The 17,947-nt window shown below is 71.2% G+C and carries 18 protein-coding genes and 1 pseudogene; 5 read left to right on the top strand and 14 right to left on the bottom strand.

Annotation, left to right across the window (positions count from 1 at the left end; genetic code table 11):
- Positions 1-72 precede the first annotated feature (72 nt).
- Positions 73-1,061, top strand: a pseudogene (locus Ato02nite_RS28410) (aldo/keto reductase).
- Here the strand turns inward: Ato02nite_RS28410 and Ato02nite_RS28405 are convergent.
- From Ato02nite_RS28405 to Ato02nite_RS28395, 3 genes are all read right to left on the bottom strand, one after another.
- Positions 1,024-1,446, bottom strand: coding sequence for a response regulator (locus tag Ato02nite_RS28405; protein WP_213009707.1), 423 nt, complete (start codon positions 1,444-1,446; stop codon positions 1,024-1,026). The pseudogene Ato02nite_RS28410 and the gene Ato02nite_RS28405 overlap by 38 nt on opposite strands.
- Positions 1,447-1,552: 106 nt before the next feature.
- Positions 1,553-1,705 (bottom strand): response regulator transcription factor, encoded by a 153-nt coding sequence (locus Ato02nite_RS28400; RefSeq protein WP_438873079.1) that lies wholly within the window; start codon positions 1,703-1,705, stop codon positions 1,553-1,555.
- Between the two features lie 14 nt (positions 1,706-1,719).
- Positions 1,720-3,273, bottom strand: coding sequence for a hypothetical protein (locus Ato02nite_RS28395; protein ID WP_213009706.1), 1,554 nt, complete (start codon positions 3,271-3,273; stop codon positions 1,720-1,722).
- A 189-nt stretch (positions 3,274-3,462) separates the two neighbouring features.
- Between Ato02nite_RS28395 and Ato02nite_RS28390 the strand changes: the two genes are divergently transcribed.
- Positions 3,463-5,055, top strand: coding sequence for a methyl-accepting chemotaxis protein (locus Ato02nite_RS28390; protein ID WP_213009705.1), 1,593 nt, complete (start codon positions 3,463-3,465; stop codon positions 5,053-5,055).
- Here the strand turns inward: Ato02nite_RS28390 and Ato02nite_RS28385 are convergent.
- Complete coding sequence (locus Ato02nite_RS28385) at positions 5,052-5,939, bottom strand: aldo/keto reductase (RefSeq protein WP_213009704.1); 888 nt, start codon at positions 5,937-5,939, stop codon at positions 5,052-5,054. The genes Ato02nite_RS28390 and Ato02nite_RS28385 overlap by 4 nt on opposite strands.
- A gap of 165 nt (positions 5,940-6,104) precedes the next feature.
- On the opposite strand from Ato02nite_RS28385, the gene Ato02nite_RS28380 reads away from it, so the two are divergent.
- A complete protein-coding gene (locus tag Ato02nite_RS28380) occupies positions 6,105-7,595 on the top strand; it encodes a mannitol dehydrogenase family protein (protein ID WP_213009703.1) in 1,491 nt (496 codons plus the stop codon).
- A gap of 33 nt (positions 7,596-7,628) precedes the next feature.
- Positions 7,629-9,029 (top strand): COG1470 family protein, encoded by a 1,401-nt coding sequence (locus tag Ato02nite_RS28375; RefSeq protein ID WP_213009702.1) that lies wholly within the window; start codon positions 7,629-7,631, stop codon positions 9,027-9,029.
- On the opposite strand, the gene Ato02nite_RS28370 is transcribed toward Ato02nite_RS28375, so the two are convergent.
- From Ato02nite_RS28370 to Ato02nite_RS28355, 4 genes are read right to left on the bottom strand one after another with little or no spacing between them, the layout of a single operon-like run.
- A complete protein-coding gene (locus tag Ato02nite_RS28370; RefSeq protein ID WP_307854018.1) occupies positions 8,998-9,681 on the bottom strand; it encodes a phosphatase PAP2 family protein in 684 nt (227 codons plus the stop codon). The two genes, Ato02nite_RS28375 and Ato02nite_RS28370, sit on opposite strands and share 32 nt — an antisense overlap.
- 25 nt (positions 9,682-9,706) lie before the next feature.
- Positions 9,707-10,378: a phosphatase PAP2 family protein gene (locus Ato02nite_RS28365; protein ID WP_213009700.1), complete on the bottom strand. Its 672-nt coding sequence runs from the start codon at positions 10,376-10,378 to the stop codon at positions 9,707-9,709.
- A gap of 20 nt (positions 10,379-10,398) precedes the next feature.
- Complete coding sequence (locus Ato02nite_RS28360) at positions 10,399-11,940, bottom strand: GGDEF domain-containing protein (protein WP_213009699.1); 1,542 nt, start codon at positions 11,938-11,940, stop codon at positions 10,399-10,401.
- A 36-nt stretch (positions 11,941-11,976) separates the two neighbouring features.
- A complete protein-coding gene (locus Ato02nite_RS28355; RefSeq protein ID WP_213009698.1) occupies positions 11,977-12,987 on the bottom strand; it encodes a phosphatidylinositol-specific phospholipase C in 1,011 nt (336 codons plus the stop codon).
- An 88-nt stretch (positions 12,988-13,075) separates the two neighbouring features.
- Here Ato02nite_RS28355 and Ato02nite_RS28350 point away from each other — a divergent pair, with 88 nt between their 5' ends.
- Entirely contained in the window at positions 13,076-13,642 is a 567-nt protein-coding gene (locus Ato02nite_RS28350) for a GNAT family N-acetyltransferase (protein ID WP_213009697.1), read from the top strand.
- Positions 13,643-13,654: 12 nt separating this feature from the next.
- On the opposite strand, the gene Ato02nite_RS28345 is transcribed toward Ato02nite_RS28350, so the two are convergent.
- The 6 genes from Ato02nite_RS28345 to Ato02nite_RS28320 all read right to left on the bottom strand — a co-directional run.
- Positions 13,655-14,320, bottom strand: coding sequence for a response regulator (locus Ato02nite_RS28345; RefSeq protein ID WP_213009696.1), 666 nt, complete (start codon positions 14,318-14,320; stop codon positions 13,655-13,657).
- Positions 14,317-15,477, bottom strand: a complete 1,161-nt coding sequence (locus Ato02nite_RS28340) for a sensor histidine kinase (RefSeq protein ID WP_213009695.1) — start codon at positions 15,475-15,477, stop codon at positions 14,317-14,319. Before Ato02nite_RS28340 ends, Ato02nite_RS28345 begins: the two co-directional genes overlap by 4 nt.
- A 5-nt stretch (positions 15,478-15,482) precedes the next feature.
- The gene (locus tag Ato02nite_RS28335) at positions 15,483-16,202 is read right to left on the bottom strand and encodes a hypothetical protein (RefSeq protein ID WP_213009694.1); all 720 of its coding nucleotides are present in this window, start codon (positions 16,200-16,202) and stop codon (positions 15,483-15,485) included.
- Complete coding sequence (locus tag Ato02nite_RS28330; protein WP_213009693.1) at positions 16,199-17,107, bottom strand: ABC transporter ATP-binding protein; 909 nt, start codon at positions 17,105-17,107, stop codon at positions 16,199-16,201. The genes Ato02nite_RS28335 and Ato02nite_RS28330 overlap by 4 nt, the downstream gene beginning before the upstream one ends.
- Before the next feature lie 66 nt (positions 17,108-17,173).
- Positions 17,174-17,698 (bottom strand): DUF305 domain-containing protein, encoded by a 525-nt coding sequence (locus Ato02nite_RS28325; RefSeq protein ID WP_213009692.1) that lies wholly within the window; start codon positions 17,696-17,698, stop codon positions 17,174-17,176.
- Between the two features lie 5 nt (positions 17,699-17,703).
- Positions 17,704-17,947, bottom strand: a 244-nt coding sequence (locus Ato02nite_RS28320) for a carbohydrate-binding protein (RefSeq protein ID WP_369076929.1), incomplete at its 5' end; no start/stop codon positions are given.

The following is a 17,947-nucleotide window of genomic DNA, read 5'->3' as shown; positions in this document are numbered from 1 at the left end:
GGTTCGACCGGCCGGCTGGGGGGTTCCGCTGTTACCTGCCTCGGGGCGGCCCGGGTGCCTACGGTCGGAAGCATGGAACTCAGACCGCTCGGGCGCACCGGCGTCCATGTCAGCAAGCTCTGCCTCGGCACCATGATGTTCGGGCAGTGGGGGACCAAGGACCACGGCGAGAGCGTCAAGATCATTCATCGGGCGCTCGACGCGGGGATCAACTTCGTCGACACCGCCGACGTCTACTCGCAGGGGGAGTCCGAGGAGATCGTCGGGGAGGCGCTGGCCGGGCGGCGCGATGACGTCGTACTCGCGACGAAGTTCTTGATGCCGTTCGACGACGATCCGCAGCATCGGGGTGGCTCGCGGCGGTGGATCATGAAGTCGGTGGAGAACTCGCTGCGCCGGCTCGGCACCGCCCGCCCGTCGACCTCGACGAGACACTAGGAGCACTGACCGATCTGGTACGGGCGGGGAAGGTCCGTTACATCGGGCACTCCACCTATCCGCCGTCCACGATCGTCGAAGCTCAGTGGGTTGCCGAGCGGCGCGGGCGGGAGCGGTTCGTCACCGAGCAACCGCCCTACAACATTCTGGTGCGCAACATCGAGAACGAGGTGCTGCCGGTCGCCCAGCGGTACGGGATGGGCGTCATCCCGTACAGCCCGCTGGCCGGCGGGTGGCTCTCCGGGCGGTACCGCAAGGACTCGCAGGACGGCCCGATGTCGCCGGCCCGGCAGCGGCTCGCCAACCGGTTCGACCTGTCGCTGCCGGAGAACCAGCGCAAGCTCGACGCGGTCGAGCAGCTCTCCCAGCTGGCCGACGACGCCGGGCTGACGCTGATCCAGCTGGCCCTCGCGTTCGTGCTGCGGCACCCGGCGGTCACCGCGCCGATCATCGGGCCGCGCACCATGGAACACCTCGAATCGCAGCTGGCCGCGGCCGACGTGGTGCTCGCCGACGACGTGCTGGACCGGATCGACGCGATCGTGCCGCCCGGCGTGACCATCAACCCGGCCGAGAACGGCTGGGTCAGCCCAGCGCTCGAGGCCGTGGCCCGGCGGCGCTGACCTCACGAGCCCGGGGCGGGGCGACGTCGCGGATGGTCTGCAGCAGCGTGCCGGCGTCGACGCCCTTGCTCAGGAAGCCGGCCACGCCCGCCGGCAGTGCCGCCGTGACCAGTTCCTCGGTCACGAACACGGTGTGCATGAGGACCCGGACCGTGGCGAGGTCCGGGTCGCTGGTGATCTGCCGGCTGGCCTCGACGCCGTTGAGGTCCGGCATGTGGTTGTCCATGAGGACGACGTCGGCCAGGCCGGCCCGGCAGCGCACGACCGCCTCCACCCCGGTGGCGGCCTCGGCCACGACGGCCATGTCCGGATCGGCGTCGATCAGCGTGCGCAGGGCCTGCCGGATGAGTGGTTGATCGTCGGCTACCAGTACCCGGATGGTCATGGGACTTCCTTCCCTCGCCCTCGCTTGCAAGCTCAAGGGTCGCGAGATTCCCGTCGCTGCGAATCGTCCCGACGCGGTGTTCTGGTTACCGCAGGTGCGGTAGGCGTCAAACCTCCGGCAGGACGTCGCCCGGCCGGATCAGGTCGTTCTGGTAGGCGATGACGACCAGTTGTGCGCGGTCACGGGCCTGCAGCTTGATCATCGTACGGTTGACATGGGTTTTGACGGTCAGCGGGGAAAGGTGCAAGCGCCGCGCGATGTCGTCGTTCGCCGTCAGGCCTCGAAGCGGGTCCGCCGGCGGCGGGTGACGACGAAACCGGTGATTCCGGCGGCGATCAGTACGGCGCCGGCGACGCCGATGAAGGCCGTCTGCGGTCCGGTGATCGGCAGGCCGCCGCCCTCACCGCCGGTGTTCTCGCCCCCGCCGGTGCCACCGCTGGTGTCGGTGCCGTTCAGGACGATCTGGGCGGTGTCGTTGGCCTTGTTGGCGTCCGGCTTGAACGCGTCGCACTCGCACTTCGGGTTGAGCTGGACCGAACCCCGCGCACCCGGGACCACCTTGGTGATCTTCAGGGTGAACTTCCAGGTGACCGTGGAGCCGGCCGGGAGCACCTCGTCGGTGAAGCAGGCGTACTGGACGGCCTTGGGGTTGCCCTTGAGGATGCCGTCGGCGCCGTTCGGGAAGCAGGCGTCCGGAACCCCGGTGACCTTGGTGGCGGCCGGGATGGTGACCAGGGCGGCCACCGCGGGCAGCCCGAACTGCGACGCCAGGGTGGCCGGGCCGAGGTTCTTCACGCCCACCGGGACGGTGACCGTGGCGCCGGCCGCGCCGGTCGCGGTCGCGCCGACCGCGGCGAGGTCGGCGGCCTGCTGACCGGTGACCGTGACGTCGAGGTCCTGCCAGTTGTTCTCCGGGTTGGGGTCGGTCTGCTTGGCCGCCGACTTCGGGGTGGACACCTGCTTCAGGGTGAGCTTGCCGTCGGCGCCCGGGTTGCCGGGACCGTCGAAGCCGCTGTCCCCGACGAACTTGATCAGGTCGTCGTAGTCGCCGGCGGTCAGCCACTCGTACTCGCCGGCCACCCGGCCCGGCGCGAGGGTGTCCTTGCGCAGCTGGTACGGCAGCTCGACCTGGTAGGTGGCGCCCGGCTGCAACTCCTCGTCGAAGGTGCAGGCGTTCAGCACGCCGTCGGCGTAGAAGCAGTTGGAGAACTGCTTCACCCCGGCGATCGCGTAGTCGGTGCCGGCCAGCAGCGCCGTCCCGTGCACGACCGCGTCGGTGCTGTTGGTGACCTGGAGCGACGCCGTGAAGCCGCCGCCCGGCTTGGCCGAGACGCTCTGCTTCTTGCCGGCGACCAGGTCGACACCCTCGGCGACGGTGACGTCGACCGTACGCGTCGAGGTGGCGATCCCGTCGGCGCTGAACGTGACGGTGAGCTTGCCCTTCTCGCCGAGCGCGGACTTGGTCGCGGTGACCGCGGCGTAGTCGGTGAGGCCGCCGTCCGGGCCGACGAAGGTGTAGAAGTCGTTCGTGCAGACCAGCTTGGCCGGGCCCTCGTTGACGCAGCCGGCATCGGCGTCGGCGGTGGCCAGGGCGACACCGTCGAGATCGCCACTCAGCTCGTAGACGATCTTCCCGCCGGTCAGGGCGTCGTCCTCCGCGGCGAACAGCAGCGGCGCGGCATAGGTGTTCCCACCGGCCGCGACGGTCACGTCCGGCAGCAGGAGGTCGACGGCGGGGCCGGCGGCCTGTGCGGGCGCGGCGACGGCCGCGGTGGCGACTGCTGCGGCGCAGGCGGCGAGCACGCGCCGGCCCAGAACACGGTTCATGCGGAAGATCCCCCATAGCTCTTTGATCTTGATGCGAGCCGCAGCTTAAAGATCATCTGGTCGATCGCGGGATCATCCGTTCGGACGGGTCCGTATCGTCGTCTTAGCTGTGCATTTCTTGGAAGTCCGCTGTTGGCCCGTTGTTCCTGTTTAAGATCGCCGTACGTGACGGTGCTTAGGCGTATGCGGGTGACCACGCGGCTGGTGGCGGGCTTCCTCCTGCTGGCCCTGTGCGTCGTGGCCATCTGGATGGCCGCGGTGTGGTCGGCGAACAGCACCCGGAGCACGGCCGAGGCCCTGGCCGTATCGCAGGCCAAGCTCGACGCGGCCCAGCAGCTCAAGTTCCGGGTCACCGACGTGAGCGGCTGGCAGGCCGGCTACGCCTTCAACATCGTGCGCGGGGCGGCGAACGCGACCGCGGACACCGCACCGGAACGAGCCGCGTTCCTCGCGTCGATGAACAGCTTCGTCAAGGAGCTCGACGCGATGGCGGCGCTCCCGCTGACCGCCGCCGAGCAGTCGGACGTGGCGACGATCCGGACCGCGTTCGAGAAATTCGAGGCCATGGACGGCGAGGTGATCGCCGCCTACCGGGCCGGGACCCCCGCGCAGATCGAGAAGGCCAACGACCTGGTCGCCGAGACCGGCCTCGACCTGTACGCCGTCATCGCCGGCGGCGTCGACCGGCTGCTCAACAGCGCCTGGCAGCACGAAGCCGTCGCGCACCGGCGGGCGGACCACACCGCGAGCCGGACCACCCACGTCGCCAACCTGGTGGGCGGCCTCACCCTGATCATCTCGGTGGTGCTCGCGATCCTGCTGGCACTGTCGATCATCCGGCCGCTGAGCGCCCTGCAGGACCGCCTCGCCGACATCGCCGAGGGCGAGGGCGACCTGACCCGGCGCCTCGAGACCAGCGGAAACGACCAGTTCACCGACGTCAGCCGGTCGTTCAACCGGTTCGTCGACAAGATCGCCGCGACGGTACGCGAGATCGGCGCCTCGGCCACCACGGTCGCGCACGCCAGCGAGACCCTCACCACTACCGCGATCCAGATCATGGTGGACGCCAAGGCCACCTCCCGGCAGTCCGGCGAGGTGGTGCTGGCCGCCGACGAGGTCGCGGCCACCGTGCGTACGGCCGCGGCGAGCACCTCCACCATGGGCGGGTCGCTGCAGACGATCGCCGGCACCGCGGCCGAGGCGGGCCGGGTCTGCGAGCAGAGCCTGCAGGCGGCCCGCGCCACCCAGGACGTGATCGGCCGGCTCGCCACCTCCAGCCAGGAGATCGGCGACATCGTCAAGGCGATCACCGCGATCGCTCAGCAGACCAACCTGCTGGCCCTCAACGCGACCATCGAGGCGGCCCGGGCCGGCGAGTCCGGCAAGGGGTTCGCGGTGGTGGCCGGCGAGGTGAAGGACCTGGCCCGGGAGACCGAGGTCGCCACCGACGACATCATCGCGAAGGTGCAGAGCATCCAGCAGGACACGACGATGGCCACCGAGGCGATCGGCGAGATCGTCGAGATCGCCGGCCGGCTGGGCGGCTTCCAGTCCACCATCGGCTCGGCCGTCCAGGAGCAGACCGCCGCCACCGACGAGATGAGCCGCACCATCGCCCGGACGACGACCGCCTCGGCCGACATCGCCGCGAACATCGCCACCATCTCGTCGGAGGCGCAGACCACCACCAGCGGCGTCATCGACATCAAGCAGGCCACGCAGGAGCTCTCCCAGCTGAGCAACGGCCTGCGGGTGCTGGTGGGACAGTTCCGCGTCTAGTCCTCGGGAATCACCCGGTCGAACATCTCCGGGCGGGCCACATCCGGGTCCGGGCCATTGCGTACGCCGGTGTCCAGCGCGTCGATGCGGGCCACCTCGCCGTCGGTCAGCGCGAAGTCGAAGACGTCGAAGTTCTCCGCGATCCGGCCCGGGTCGGTGGACTTCGGGATCGCCGAGCGGCCGTGCTGCAGCTGCCAGCGCAGCATCACCTGGGCCGGCGTCCGGCCGTGCTCGGCGGCGATCCGGCCTATCTCCGGGTCCTGCAGAACGTTGCGGCGCTGCTCACCCCAGCCCGGGTAGAACGTGATGCCGCCGATCGGCGACCAGGCCTGGGTGAGGATGCCGTGCTCGTCATCGGCCTTGCCCACGTCCGGCTGGCTGAAGTACGGGTGCAGCTCGATCTGGTTCACCGCCGGCACCACCTGGGCCCGGGCGAGCAGGTCGGTCAGGTGGTGCCGCATGAAGTTGCTGACCCCGATCGCGCGCACACTGCCGTCCTGCAGGAGTTTCTCCAGCGCCCGGTAGGCGGCGACCGTGCGATCGAAGCGGTCCGGGGCGGGCTGGTGCAGGATCAGCAGGTCGAGCTGCTCGACGCCGAGCTTCCGGGTCGCCTTCTCGAACGCGTGCAGGGTCTCGTCGTACCCGTAATCGCTGACCCACACCTTGGTCTCGATGAAGATGTCCCCGCGGACGACGCCGGAACGGCGGATGCCCTCGCCGACCTCCCGCTCATTGCCGTAGGCGGCGGCCGTGTCGACATGCCGGTAACCGACGCGCAGCGCCGCCTCGACCGCGGCCGCGGTCTCCGCGGGCGGGCTCTGAAAAACCCCAAGACCAAGAGCAGGCATGCGTACGCCGTTGTTGAGAACAAGTTCTGCGGTCATGCCCTCGACGCTAGATCGCCCACGGCCGCCGAGAGAGGTACCAGCGTTACTCCCCAGGGTGACCGGGAGCGGGCAGAAGATCGGGGGAGTCGGTCGGCGGTGACCTAGGGGCTTCGGTGGGATGCTGTCTGTTATCCCCGATCCACCGCCGGGAGGTCACCGAAGATGCTGCCGCTCAGCAATGCCAACCTGTCGTCCCTCAGTGAGGGGCGGAAAGAGGTCGCCGTTCCGCAATACGACCGGGCCGCGCTGCGGGCCGGCATCGTGCATTTCGGGGTCGGTGGGTTCCACCGCGCCCACCAGGCGATGTATCTGGATCGCCTGATGAACGAGGGCAAGGCCCTCGACTGGGCGATCTGCGGGGTGGGGGTGATGCCGGCCGACGAGCGGATGCGGCAGGTGCTGGCCGCGCAGGACGGGCTCTACACCCTGGTCGTGAAGGCGCCGGACGGCAACCTCGACGCCCGGGTGATCGGGTCGATCGTCGAATACCTCTATGCGCCGGACGACCCCGAAGCGGTCATCGAGAAGATGGCGTCGCCGGAGATCCGGATCGTGTCGCTGACCGTCACCGAGGGCGGCTACAACTTTCATTCGGTCACCGGTGAGTTCATGGCCGACAACCCGGACGTGCAGCACGACCTCACGATCGGCAACCAGCCCAGGACCACGTTCGGGCTGATCACCGAGGCGGTCGAGCGGCGACGGCAGCGCGGCCAAGCACCTTTCACCATCATGAGCTGCGACAACATCCAGGGAAACGGGGAGGCGGCCCGGCGCAGCTTCGTCGCGTACGCCCGGCTGCGTGACCCGGCGTTGGCAAGTTACGTCGCGGAGCACGTGGAGTTCCCGAACAGCATGGTCGACCGGATCACGCCGGTCACCACCGACGAGGACCGCGACCAGGTGCGCGAGCAGTTCGGGCTGGAGGACGGCTGGCCGGTGGTGTGCGAGCCGTTCACCCAGTGGGCGCTCGAGGACCGGTTCGGCAACGGACGGCCACCGTTCGAGGACGTCGGCGTGCAGGTGGTGCCGGACGTCGAACCGTACGAGTTGATGAAGTTGCGCCTGCTCAACGCCTCCCACCAGGGTCTCTGCTATTTCGGCTGGCTGGCCGGTTACCGGCTGGTGCACGACGTGGCGCAGGATCCGCTGTTCGCCCGGTTCCTGCTGGCGTACATGGAGCGCGAGGCCACCCCGACCCTGGAGCCGGTGCCGGGCGTCGACCTGCGGGAATACCAGCATCAGCTGATCGACCGGTTCTCCAACGCGCAGGTCCGCGACACGGTGGCCCGGCTGTGCGCGGAGAGTTCCGACCGGATCCCGAAATGGCTGCTCCCGGTGATCCGCCGCAACCTGGAGACCGGCGGCGACATCCTGCTCTCGACCGCGATCGTGGCGTCCTGGGCTCGCTACGACGAGGGTGTCGACGAGCAGGGCCGGCCGATCGAGGTGGTGGACCGGCTGCGGGAGCCGCTGATGGCCGCGGCGCGCAAACAACGGGACGAACCACTGGCGTTCATCGCGAACCGGGAGGTTTTCGGGGACCTGATCGACAGCGAGCGCTTCGTCTCGGCGTACACCTCGGTCCTCGCCGGCCTGCACCACAAGGGAGCGCGAGCGACCCTCGAAGATCTCGTGTCGGGAATCGTATAGCTCCAGGTTGTCGCGGAGTGACAGCATGAGCGCGTGACCCTGCCGCTGCGTGTCAATGTCGCGCCGGAGCGGGCGGATGCCTCGCCCGGCGACAACCTCCAATTCGATGTCACCGTGCGCAACGCGAGTGACATCGTGGAGCATTACGGCGTCGAGTTGCTCGGGCTGCCCGACGGGGCGACCGTGCGCACCGAGCCCGAGGTCGCCAAGTTGCGGCCGGCCGAGAGCGGCACGCTGATCGTCAAGGTCAACCTGCCGGTGCAGCCGCCGGCCCCGGCCGGCACCTATGTGGTGGGCGCGCTGGTGCGGTCGAAGTACCGGCATGACGTGTCGCGCTGTGTCGAGGTGCCGATCGAGCTGGCCAGCGTCGAGCAGATCACCCTGCGCACGACGCCCGAGGTGGTGACCGGCGGCCGCACGGGGCAGTACACGTTGGAGATCGCCAACGGCGGTAACGCGCCGGTGCGGCTCTACCTGACCGCGACCGATCCGGAGCGGCGGGTCAGCGCCACCTTCCAGCCGGCCTGGCTCGACCTGCCGCCGGGCAGCAACGGCCGGGCCCTGCTGAACGTGTCGGCGCCGCTGCCGTGGAACAAGGAGAAGCAGCGGCAGCTCACCCTGGCGGCCACCCCCGACCTGCCCAACGCCACGCCGGTGACGGGTACGGCGACGTTCGTGCAGCAGCCGCGGATCGCGTCGAAGTTCGCGAAGGTCGCCGGGATCGCGGCCGGGGTGATCGTGCTGGCCGCGGCGATCGCGGTGCCGGCGCTGCTGAACCGGGCGAAGGACAAGCCCGATCCGGCCGCGGTGAACCAGACGGCCGCGGCTCCCACCGCGGCGGCGACCACCGCCGCGCAACAGCAGCAGAGCGCGGCCCCGCCGGCGGCCTCGGCGGCCGCGCCCTCGCAGGTCCCGCCGCCGGTGGAGGCCAGCTCGGCGGCCGCGACGTCGGCGGCGGCCACCACCGGCGCACCGGCCGGTGGGGGCGAGCGCGAGATCGACCTCACCACGCCGCCGCCCGGCGTGGTCGGCAGCGACGTTTTCCGCAACCAGGGCTTCCTGGTCAGCGGGGACCCGAAGGCGGTCGCGGTGGCCGGCTGCGAGAACGCCCGCAGCGCCGCCGTGGTGGAGGAGCCGACCGGCAAGTTCCTGACGTCCAGCTCGCCCGACGACCCGGCCAGATGTCACGAGGTGCCGCTGCTGATCGACTTCCTGTCGGACGGCCCGCCGGTCGGGGCGGTCAAGGTCACCCCGCTGACGCCGAACACGCTGATCATGGAGGTCACGTTCCGCGACTTCCAGCGGGCCGATTCGACCACGCTGTCCGTCTCGGGCGAGGACGCCGCCGCGCACGGCGGCGTCGACCAGGTGCTGATCCGTTCCTCGGTGGGCCCGGTCGCGATCACGAAACTGAAGATCGGCCCCTTGAGCTGAGGGATTTGGAGCCGAGAATCGCCCAGGACATGAGGGCGACGCACAGCGCGCCGTTGATGAAGGACGCGGTCACGTCGCTCGGGTGGTGCATGCCGCGGTAGAGGCGGGACAGCGCCACCCCGACCGGCATCAGCAGCAGCGCCCAGCACAGCCACTTCTGCCAGGTCCGGTGCACCAGGCCGGCCAGGATCAGGGCCAGCCCGCAGTAGAGGGCGAACGCGGCCGACGTGTGCCCGGACGGGAAGCTGGAGGTGGGCGGCGAGTCGTCCAGGTGCTTGACCGGCGGGCGCTGCCGGTCGATGACGAGCGTGGTGAAGAAGAAGACGATCGCCTGGGCGCTGACCGCCGCGCACAGGAAGAGCGGCTCGTACCAGCTGTGCAGGGTCTTCAGCAGGATGAGCGCGGCGATCGCGGTGACCCCGATGATGACCGGGGTGCTGCCGATCAGGCTGAAGACCTCGGTGACCACGTTCCACGGTGGAGTGCGGTGCGCCGCGAACCCGCGGTTGACGCCGTCCTCGACGGTGAACGGCCACGTATGGTTGAGCACCTTGGTGATCAGCAGGCCGAGACCGATCATCCCGAGCAACAGGGCGATGAGCCACGGCAGGATCCGTTTGGCGTAATACGCCGCCCGATGTTCGATTGCCACCCGGTTTTCCAGCATGGGCGGGGCACTACCCGGATAGAGAATCTTTCATGCGTGCGTCCCGCGCCAGGTAGGTGGCGGCGGTGATCGCCGCGACCGCGACCCCGACGAACAGGCCGGCCACCACGTCACTGGTCCAGTGCACGCCGAGTGCCACCCGGCTCATCGCGGTGATCAGCGGAATCCCGATCGCGCCGGCCCACAGCGCGGCCCGCCACCGGGGCTTCCCCCGGGTGTAGGGCAGCAGCAGGAGCAGCAGCACGGCCGCCCCGAGCGCGTTGTTCAGCGCATGGCCGGACGGGAACGAATACCCGGTCGCCCGGGCGACCGGATCGAGCAGGGCGGGCCGGTGCCGGCTCACCATCAATTTGAGGAGTACGCCGAGCAGCCCACCGACTGCCATCGTGATCGCCACCCACCAGGCCAGCCCGGTCTCCTTCCGCCGGACCAGCCAGATCACCAGCCCGACCGCGGCCACCCGCCAGGTGTTCGGATCGAACACCAGGCTCCACGCCTTCATGAACCACACCCAGCCGGGATGGTCCAGCGCGAACCGGTGGAACGACGAGGTCACGGTCGCGTCGAGTTGGTACAGCCAGTCGACGTTGCCCACGACCAGCACGCCGACCATCGCGGCCGGCATCACCACCGCGACCGCGACGGCGGCGGCCACGGTCAGCCGGGCGCCCAGGGAATGCATAGGGTCGGCTATACCCGATCTCAGGCCGCGTACGCGGCCTCGGCCCACTCGCCCGCGCCGTCGCCGCCCCGCCGCTTGACCCGGTACATCGCCTCGTCGGCCAGGCGCAGCGCCTCCGGCAGGTCGGCCGCGTACGCCGCGGCCACCCCGATGCTCACGGTGGCGGGGCAGTCCGGGATCGCCCGTACCGCTTCCACCATGCGCGCAGCGACCCGCAGCGCGTCGGCCGGGCCGACCCCCGGCAGCAGCACCGCGAACTCGTCCCCGCCCAGCCGGGCCAGCAGATCCTCCTCGCGCAGCTGGGCGCCGAGCGCATCGGCGATCGCCCGCAGGGCGGCGTCCCCGGCCGCATGCCCGGCCGTGTCGTTGATCTGCTTGAACTTGTCGGTGTCCACCACCATGACGGTGAGCTTGTCGGCCGGGCGCAGCTGGGCCTGCCGGACCGCCCGGTCGAAGGCGCCCCGGTTCGCGATGCCGGTCAGCGCGTCCAGCGCCGCCGCCCGGGACGCCTGCTCGTGCTGGGTGCGCAGCAGTTCGAGGGACTTCATCACCTCGACCGACTGCAGCATCCGCAGCCGGTGCCGCCACATCGCGGCGGCCAGGGTGTCCCCGTACGCCATGGCGGCCTCGGCCTCGGCGGAACCGCGCGCCGCCAGCAGCAGCGCCTTGGTGCGGTGGGTGGCCGCGGTGATCAGCCAGCCGGCGTCCGGCGGCAGGGTCGCGATGGCGTGCTCCATCACCGCGTACGCCTCGTCGGGCCGGCCCGAGCGGCGCAGCGCGACCGCGTGGAACGGCCGGCTGTAGGCGAGCGTGGCCGCGCTCATCCCGCGTTCGCTGAGTTTCGCCAGGTAGCGCTCGATGTCGACGGCGGCACCGGCCGGATCGTCCCGGTCGGCCCGGGCGCAGGCCGCCGCGAGCAGGGCGGTGTCCCGCCACGCCTGGGCGTCCGGGCCGCGGGCCTCGTCGGCGGCCCGCAGCGCGTACCGCTCGGCTTCTGCGGTGTGGCTCTCCGCCTCGGCGACCTGGCCGATCTGGTACAGCTCGAGCGCCCAGAACAGGTGCAGCTCGGCCTGGTTGTACAGCCACATCGCCCGGTTGCCGTTGTCGGCCGGGCTCATCTCGTACGCGGCGTCGTAGTGCGGGCCGACCAGCTCGTACAGTCGCAGCTCGAAGTAGCCGATGGCGACCGCGACCCGCCCGTTCACCGCGGCGATCGGATCGGTCTCGCCGGCCACCGCGGTGGCCGCGGTGACCAGGTCCTGCAGGACGCCGGTCTCGCCCTCGCCCTCCCCGAGGCGCAGCTGGACCGAGGCCCGGGTGGCCAGCGCGCAGGCCAGCCAGCCCGGACTGTTCTCCCGGACGGCCGCCTCGGCCATCAGATCGAGGGCGGGGACCGAGCCCTGCGGGTCGCCCAGGTTGGTCAGGGCCAGGGCCCGCACGAAGTGCATGCAGGCCGGCCCCCCATCGGTCAGGTACGCGTCGGCGGTCGCCAGCGCGGCCGTGGCCCCGCCGCTCTGCGCCAACTCAAGCAGCCGTGCCGCCTGTTGCGTGATCTCGCTCATCGGCCCTCCCGGAGCGGCCTATCGGCGCGATCCGGCTCAGTTGAGGGAAACCACCTTGTTGATCAGGCCACCGCCCGGGAAGTCGAGCATCAGCACGCCGGTGCGGACCACCGGGGCGTGCACCTCGGGCCCCTCGTTCAGGTAGATCAACAGGAACGGGTCGACGCCCTGCACACCGAGCGCGCCACCGGCCACCTGCTGCGGCTGGGCGAAGACGCTGGAGCCGCTGGCGAAGTTCACGTACATCTTCGTGGGATCGCCGGCGCTGGTCGCGTCGAGGAAGCGGCGCACCTGGTCACGCTTGGTAGCGATCGCGTTGACGTTCGGCACGTTGTAGTTGTCCTGCACGTACGTGGAGTTGCCGTCGTTCCAGCCGTCGAACTGGGCGAGACCGTAGTTCGCATACCGTCCGCCACGGGCGCCGTTCATCACCGCGAGCACCACCTTGCCCCGCACGGCGCCGAGCGCCGGCATGGCCGCGGCCGACGATCGGCTCACGCTGGGGGACCACCACAGGTTCGGGCGCTTGCCGACGTACGCGTCAAAAATGTCGACGAAGCTCGACTGCCCCGACACATCGGTGCACGACCCGATCTCCCCGGTGCACTCCTGCTTGAGCCGCACGACCACGGTCTCGCCCGGATGCGCCGCCAGGAAGTCACCGAGCTTGGTGAGCACGTCGTCGAAGTTCGCGTTCTGGTAGCTCGCGCCGTGGTGGATCGTGAAGGTGTTCCCGCTGTTCACCCGGGCCCGGATGTCGATCATCCGGATGCCGGCGGCGAGTTGCGCGGTGAGCGTGCCGCCGGAGTCGCCGAAGTCCTCCTGCGTCTGCGTCCACGCCCCGCCGTGGATCGACATGGTCTCGTGCGTGCCCGGGATGGACAGCGCGGCCAGGCTGCGGGAATCGGGCAGCCCGCGCATCCAGTCCGGGTTGGTGGCGGTGCTCAGGCTCCGGTAGGAGGCGTCGGCGGCGAGCGCGGCGGACGGAACGGCGACGAGGGCGACGGCGAGGGCGGTTGCGCCGAGGACGGCGACGGCACGCTTCATGGCCGGAAAGATATCGATCAATGCGTGTACGGCGGAAGGGCTGAGTTACTCGTGGGTCTGCCCGTCGATGCTCTCGTAGGCTGAGCCGGTGGACATCCGCCCGGCCGGCCCGGCCCAGCTCGCCGACATCGCCGATCTGTTCGACAGCAACAGCACCACGCGCGGCTGCTACTGCATGTGGTTCCTGCTGCGGGGCGGTGCGGCGGAGGCCGGTTGGGGTGCCGGCAACCGCGCGCGTTTCGAGGAGATGGTCAACTCCGCCGGGGAACCGGCCGGCGTGCTGGCCTACGACGAGGACGGCCGTCCGGTCGGCTGGTGCGCGGTGGGTCCGCGCCGCCGCTACGCGAAGATCCTGCGGTCGCCGATCCTGAAGACCGCGCGTGACCCCGCCGAGGACGACGACGTGTGGTTCGTGCCGTGCTTCTTCGTCCGGGTCGGCCACCGCCGGGGCGGGACCACCCATGAGCTCCTGTCGGCCGCCGTGGACCTGGCCCGCAGGCACGGCGCCACGGCCGTCGAGGGTTTCCCGCTGGCCGGACCCGGCCCGCACCGGGACGATCGCTATCTGGGCACCGAGCCGCTCTTCGCCGCCTGCGGCTTCACCGAGGTGGCCCGCCCGTCGGCCCGCCGCGTGGTGATGCGCCGGGCCGTCTGACCGCGGGCCGGGTCACTGGCCGGCGGGGGCGACGCCGTTGGCGTAGGCGAAGATCACCAGTTGCACGCGGTCGCGGGCGCCGAGCTTGGTCAGCACTCGGCCCAGGTGGCTCTTCGCGGTCGCCTCGGTCACCATCAGCTCCTCGGCGATCTCCCCGTTGGTCAGTCCGCGGGCGACGAGGACGAGCACCTCACGCTCGCGCGGGGTGAGCGAGTCGAGCAGTGGGGACGGGCGTGCCACGACGGACGGGCGGGCGGCGAATTCCTGGATCAGCCGGCGGGTGACGGTCGGCGAGAGCAGCGCGTCGCCCGCCGCGACCACCTGGATGGCCTCCAGGAGGCGATGGCGGGGCGCGTCCTTGAGGAGGAATCCCGCCGCGCCGGCGCGCAGTGCCCCGTAGACGTATTCGTCGAGATCGAACGTGGTGAGGATCAGTATTCGCGGAGTGTGGTCGCGTCCGGGCGCGGTCAGGCGCGCGGCCGCGGCGACCCCGTCCAGGATCGGCATCCGGATGTCCATGACGACCACGTCCGGTCGCAGTTCGGCGGCCCGCACCACCGCGTCCTCGCCGTCCTGCGCCTCGCCGACGACGTCGATGCCCTCCTGGGTGTCGAGGAAGAGCCGCAGGCCGGTGCGGATCAGTTCCTGGTCGTCGGCCAGCAGAACCCGGATGCTCACAGGCCCACCGTAGTCGGCACCCGGGCCGCGACCCGGAAACCGCCGCCGGGACCGGGCCCGGCCGTGAAGGTGCCGCCGAGGAGGTGGACCCGTTCCCGCATGCCGACGAGCCCGTGGCCGCCGGACGGGTTCGGTTCCGGCCGGCCCGCCCCACGGTCGGACACCTCGAGATCGAGATGGCCCGGCCCGGTGGTGAGCCGGACCAGCGCCTGATCGGTTCCGGCGTGCCGCAGGACGTTGGTGAGGGCTTCCTCGACGATGCGGTAGACCGACAGGCCGACCCCTTCGTCGAGAGGCGGCGGTTCGCCGTCGATCTCGAGGCCGACCGACAGGCCGACGGTACGGAAGGTGGCCGCCAGCTCGGTCAGGTCGGACAGTCCCGGCAATGGCCGGTGGGGTGCCCTCGGCGCGGCCGCGGTGGGCGATCCGGAGCGCAGCAGGGCCAGCAGCCGGCGCAGTTCCACGATGCTCTGCTCGCCGCTGGACTCCACCCGGCTCAGCACGTCGCCGGCCACGTCGGGCGCGGTCGGCAGGACATCCCGCGCGCCGCGCACGCCGACCAGCATCACCGTGACCGAGTGCGCGACGATGTCGTGGAGTTCCCGGGCGATCGCGGCCCGCTCCTCGTGTGCCGCGATCGCCGCCTGCTGGTCCCGTTCGATACGCGCGGCGGTGGCCCGGGCCCGCAGGTCGTCGTGGTGCCGGCGGCGCCCGCGCAGGGCGGCACCGACCGCCCACGCCGCCACCGGCGGTGGCACCGAGGTCACCGAGAGGACAACCAGCACGACCGTCGCGCCGACCAGCGTCACCACCGACACCCGGGCCGGGCAGCGCTCGGCGACGGTGAACAGGGCGACGCAGACCAGCGCGCCACCGGGGGACTCACCCAGCGAGAAGAGGAGACCGGTGGTGGCGAGCATGACCCCCAGCAGCAGGACCGGATGCCGGCGCCGGGCGAACAGTGCCGCCCCGGCCGCCACCGTGAGCAGCACCGTCCCCGGGCGGACCGGGGATTCGTCGTCGTAGAGCAGCGACAGCTCGCCCGCGATGCCGACCAGGACGGCGAGGAAATCGACCAGCACTCTTTCGGCCTGGGGTGTGATCCACCGCCCGCCTCCCGGCCGGGCCCGCCGGCCGGAGGCGGTGAACCAGGTCATGACCGTCATCCTAGGTCGCGGTGTCGCTCGGCGAGAACGGCGAGAACCGCCGCCGCGGCCGCCCAGCCGGCGAGGGCCAGGGCCGACGCCGGCAGTGAATGGGCCGAGCCGTGAACACCCCCGGTGAGCACCTGGAGGCTCCCGAAGGGGGTGTAGTCGACCGCCGAGGTGCTGATCGTCCCGATCAGGGACGGCGCCACGAAGTAGACGACGATGCCGGCCACCACGGCGGCGATCTGGTTGCGGAGCAGACCACCGAGGGCGGCGCCGACCAGCACCGTGAGCGTCCCGGCGAGAACGCAACCACCGGCCAGGGGGATGAGCTGTGCCGCTGTGAGGTCGGGCCCCGGCTGGTGCGAGGCGAGGATCGGCACCCCGAGGGTGAACGACGCTCCCGTCGTGAGGACGGCCAGGCCCAGCCCGACGACCACGGTCGCGCCCAGCCGCGCGGCGGCGACGATGCCCGGATCGCGGCCGGACACGAGGACCGCCGAGGCCGCGGTGCGATGCCGGTATTCCGCCGTGACGGCCACCGCGCCGAAGAACAGCAGGAGCAGCGGCATCCCGCCGAGCGCCTCCTCCTTCTCGGCCACCTCGTCGAGCGTGCCGGAGGCCAACGAGACCAGGAGGACGTTGAGGGCCGCGAGGGCGATCGAGGCGAGAGCGAACCACAGCGCGGTCCGGATCGTGAGGAGTTTGCGCAGCTCACCGAGGATCAAGGTCATGACTGCCGTCCGATCAGCTTGAGAAATCCGTCCTCCAGCGAGGTGGTCTGCGGCGTCAGCTCGTGCAGGTCCACCCGCGCCCGGCGGGCGAGGTCGGCGAGGGCGGGCGCGTCCAGGCCCTCGACCAGGTAGCGCCCGCCGGCCCGGTCCGGCGTGACCCGGCCACCCGCGCGGGCCACGGCCTCGATGAGCGGTCCGGGATCGCCGGTGCGGATCCACACGCCGCCGGCCGGGGTGAGATCCGCGATCGTGCCGGCATGGACCACCCGGCCCTGCGACACCACGATGACCTCGTCGACGGTGTGCGCCGCCTCGCTGAGCAGGTGGCTGGACACGAGCACCGCCCGGCCCCGCTCGGCTCGCTCGCGCAGCAGCGTGCGGAGCCAGCGGATCCCTTCGGGGTCGAGGCCGTTGGCCGGTTCGTCCAGCAGGAGGACCTCGGGGTCGCCGAGCAGGGCGGCGGCGAGGCCCAGCCGCTGGCGCATGCCGAGCGAGAAGGTGCCGACCCGCCGACCGGCCGCCTCGGTCAGGCCGGCGAGTGCCAGCACCTCCTCGACCCGGGTCTGCGGCAAGCGGGCGAACCCGGCCAGGATCCGCAGGTGCTGGCGGGCCGAGCGGCCCGGGTGGGCACCACACGCCTCGATCGCCACGCCGAGCGTGCGCGCCTCGGGCGGGCGCTCCCGCAGCGGCGTGCCGCCGAGCAGCACGCGGCCCGAATTCGGGCGCACCAGGCCGGCCAGCATCGCCAGGATCGTGGTCTTACCGGCCCCGTTGGGCCCGAGGAACCCGGTGACGACGCCCGGCCGGACGCCGAAGGAGACGTCGTCGACCGCGGTCAGCCGGCCGTAGCGCTTGGTGAGCTGCTCCGCCGTGAGCACCGCGGGACGCGGAGGTGGTTTTGTCATGTGCACCAGGGTCGCGCTCGCGGGTGGCCTCGGTCGTCAGCCCACGGACCACACTTCGTCTCCGACTCAGGTCGGAGACGCGGCGATCTTCAGCAGCTGCTGGATCTGCGATTGGCGGCGGGTGGTCACGGTGGTGGCCAGGGCCCGGGCGGGTGGGTAGGCGCCGGCGGACTGTTCCATCCGGGAGGTCTCCACGCAATTGCCCAGGTGGCCCAGGAGCAGGCTCACCGCCGTACGGTCGAAGGGGTTGGCGTCCCTCAGTTCGGTGATGTCGGCCGGGCGCAGCATGTGCAGCGCGCCGTGGCCCGCGTGGGCGTCGGCCGACGGGTCGGCGGTCAGCGGCTGCTGCCAGCCCAGCAACCAGCGGCGGAACGTTCCGTCCTCCTCGCGCCACTGGGTGCGGAGTTCGGTGGCCAGCGCGCGGAGCGCCGGGTCGGCCGCCCGGCTCTCGGCCAGCGACGCCACCTGGTCGCCCTCGGCGATCTGGGCCAGGGACATCTGCAGGAACATCACGTCGGCGCCGTTGAAGAGGGGCGTGGCCGCCGGCTGCTCCGGGGAGCAGCCGGCGACCAGCGTCAACAGCAGCGCCATTCGGATCAGACGGCTTGCCACAGGGCGGGGACGTTCGGCGGTTCCCAGCCGGCGATGGCGGTGTGGGCCTGGCGGCAGCGGTACGAGATGCCGTTGTAGGTGACCACGTTGCCGACCTGGTAGGCGGTTCCCGCCTTCCAGGTGCCGGAGGCCGGCGGCGCGGTGGTCGGTGCGGTCGTCGGCGGCCGGGTCGTGGGTGCGGTGGTCGGGGTCGTCGGCGGCGTGGTGGGCGTGGTCGTGCTGCCGCCG

Origin of the sequence: Paractinoplanes toevensis (assembly GCF_018332695.1) — a bacterium.
Taxonomy (GTDB): domain Bacteria; phylum Actinomycetota; class Actinomycetes; order Mycobacteriales; family Micromonosporaceae; genus Actinoplanes; species Actinoplanes toevensis.
The sequence above is the reverse complement of the archived record's forward strand: the minus strand, read 5'-3'. Positions and strand labels throughout refer to the sequence as shown.

Coding starts and splice junctions, on each gene's coding strand:
- Ato02nite_RS28405 (WP_213009707.1), bottom strand. CDS start 1,446: ATGACCATCCGGGTACTGGTAGCCGACGATCAACCACTCATCCGGCAG.
- Ato02nite_RS28395 (WP_213009706.1), bottom strand. CDS start 3,273: ATGAACCGTGTTCTGGGCCGGCGCGTGCTCGCCGCCTGCGCCGCAGCA.
- Ato02nite_RS28385 (WP_213009704.1), bottom strand. CDS start 5,939: ATGACCGCAGAACTTGTTCTCAACAACGGCGTACGCATGCCTGCTCTT.
- Ato02nite_RS28380 (WP_213009703.1), top strand. CDS start 6,105: ATGCTGCCGCTCAGCAATGCCAACCTGTCGTCCCTCAGTGAGGGGCGG.
- Ato02nite_RS28365 (WP_213009700.1), bottom strand. CDS start 10,378: ATGCATTCCCTGGGCGCCCGGCTGACCGTGGCCGCCGCCGTCGCGGTC.
- Ato02nite_RS28360 (WP_213009699.1), bottom strand. CDS start 11,940: ATGAGCGAGATCACGCAACAGGCGGCACGGCTGCTTGAGTTGGCGCAG.
- Ato02nite_RS28355 (WP_213009698.1), bottom strand. CDS start 12,987: ATGAAGCGTGCCGTCGCCGTCCTCGGCGCAACCGCCCTCGCCGTCGCC.
- Ato02nite_RS28340 (WP_213009695.1), bottom strand. CDS start 15,477: ATGACCTGGTTCACCGCCTCCGGCCGGCGGGCCCGGCCGGGAGGCGGG.
- Ato02nite_RS28335 (WP_213009694.1), bottom strand. CDS start 16,202: ATGACCTTGATCCTCGGTGAGCTGCGCAAACTCCTCACGATCCGGACC.
- Ato02nite_RS28330 (WP_213009693.1), bottom strand. CDS start 17,107: ATGACAAAACCACCTCCGCGTCCCGCGGTGCTCACGGCGGAGCAGCTC.
- Ato02nite_RS28325 (WP_213009692.1), bottom strand. CDS start 17,698: ATGGCGCTGCTGTTGACGCTGGTCGCCGGCTGCTCCCCGGAGCAGCCG.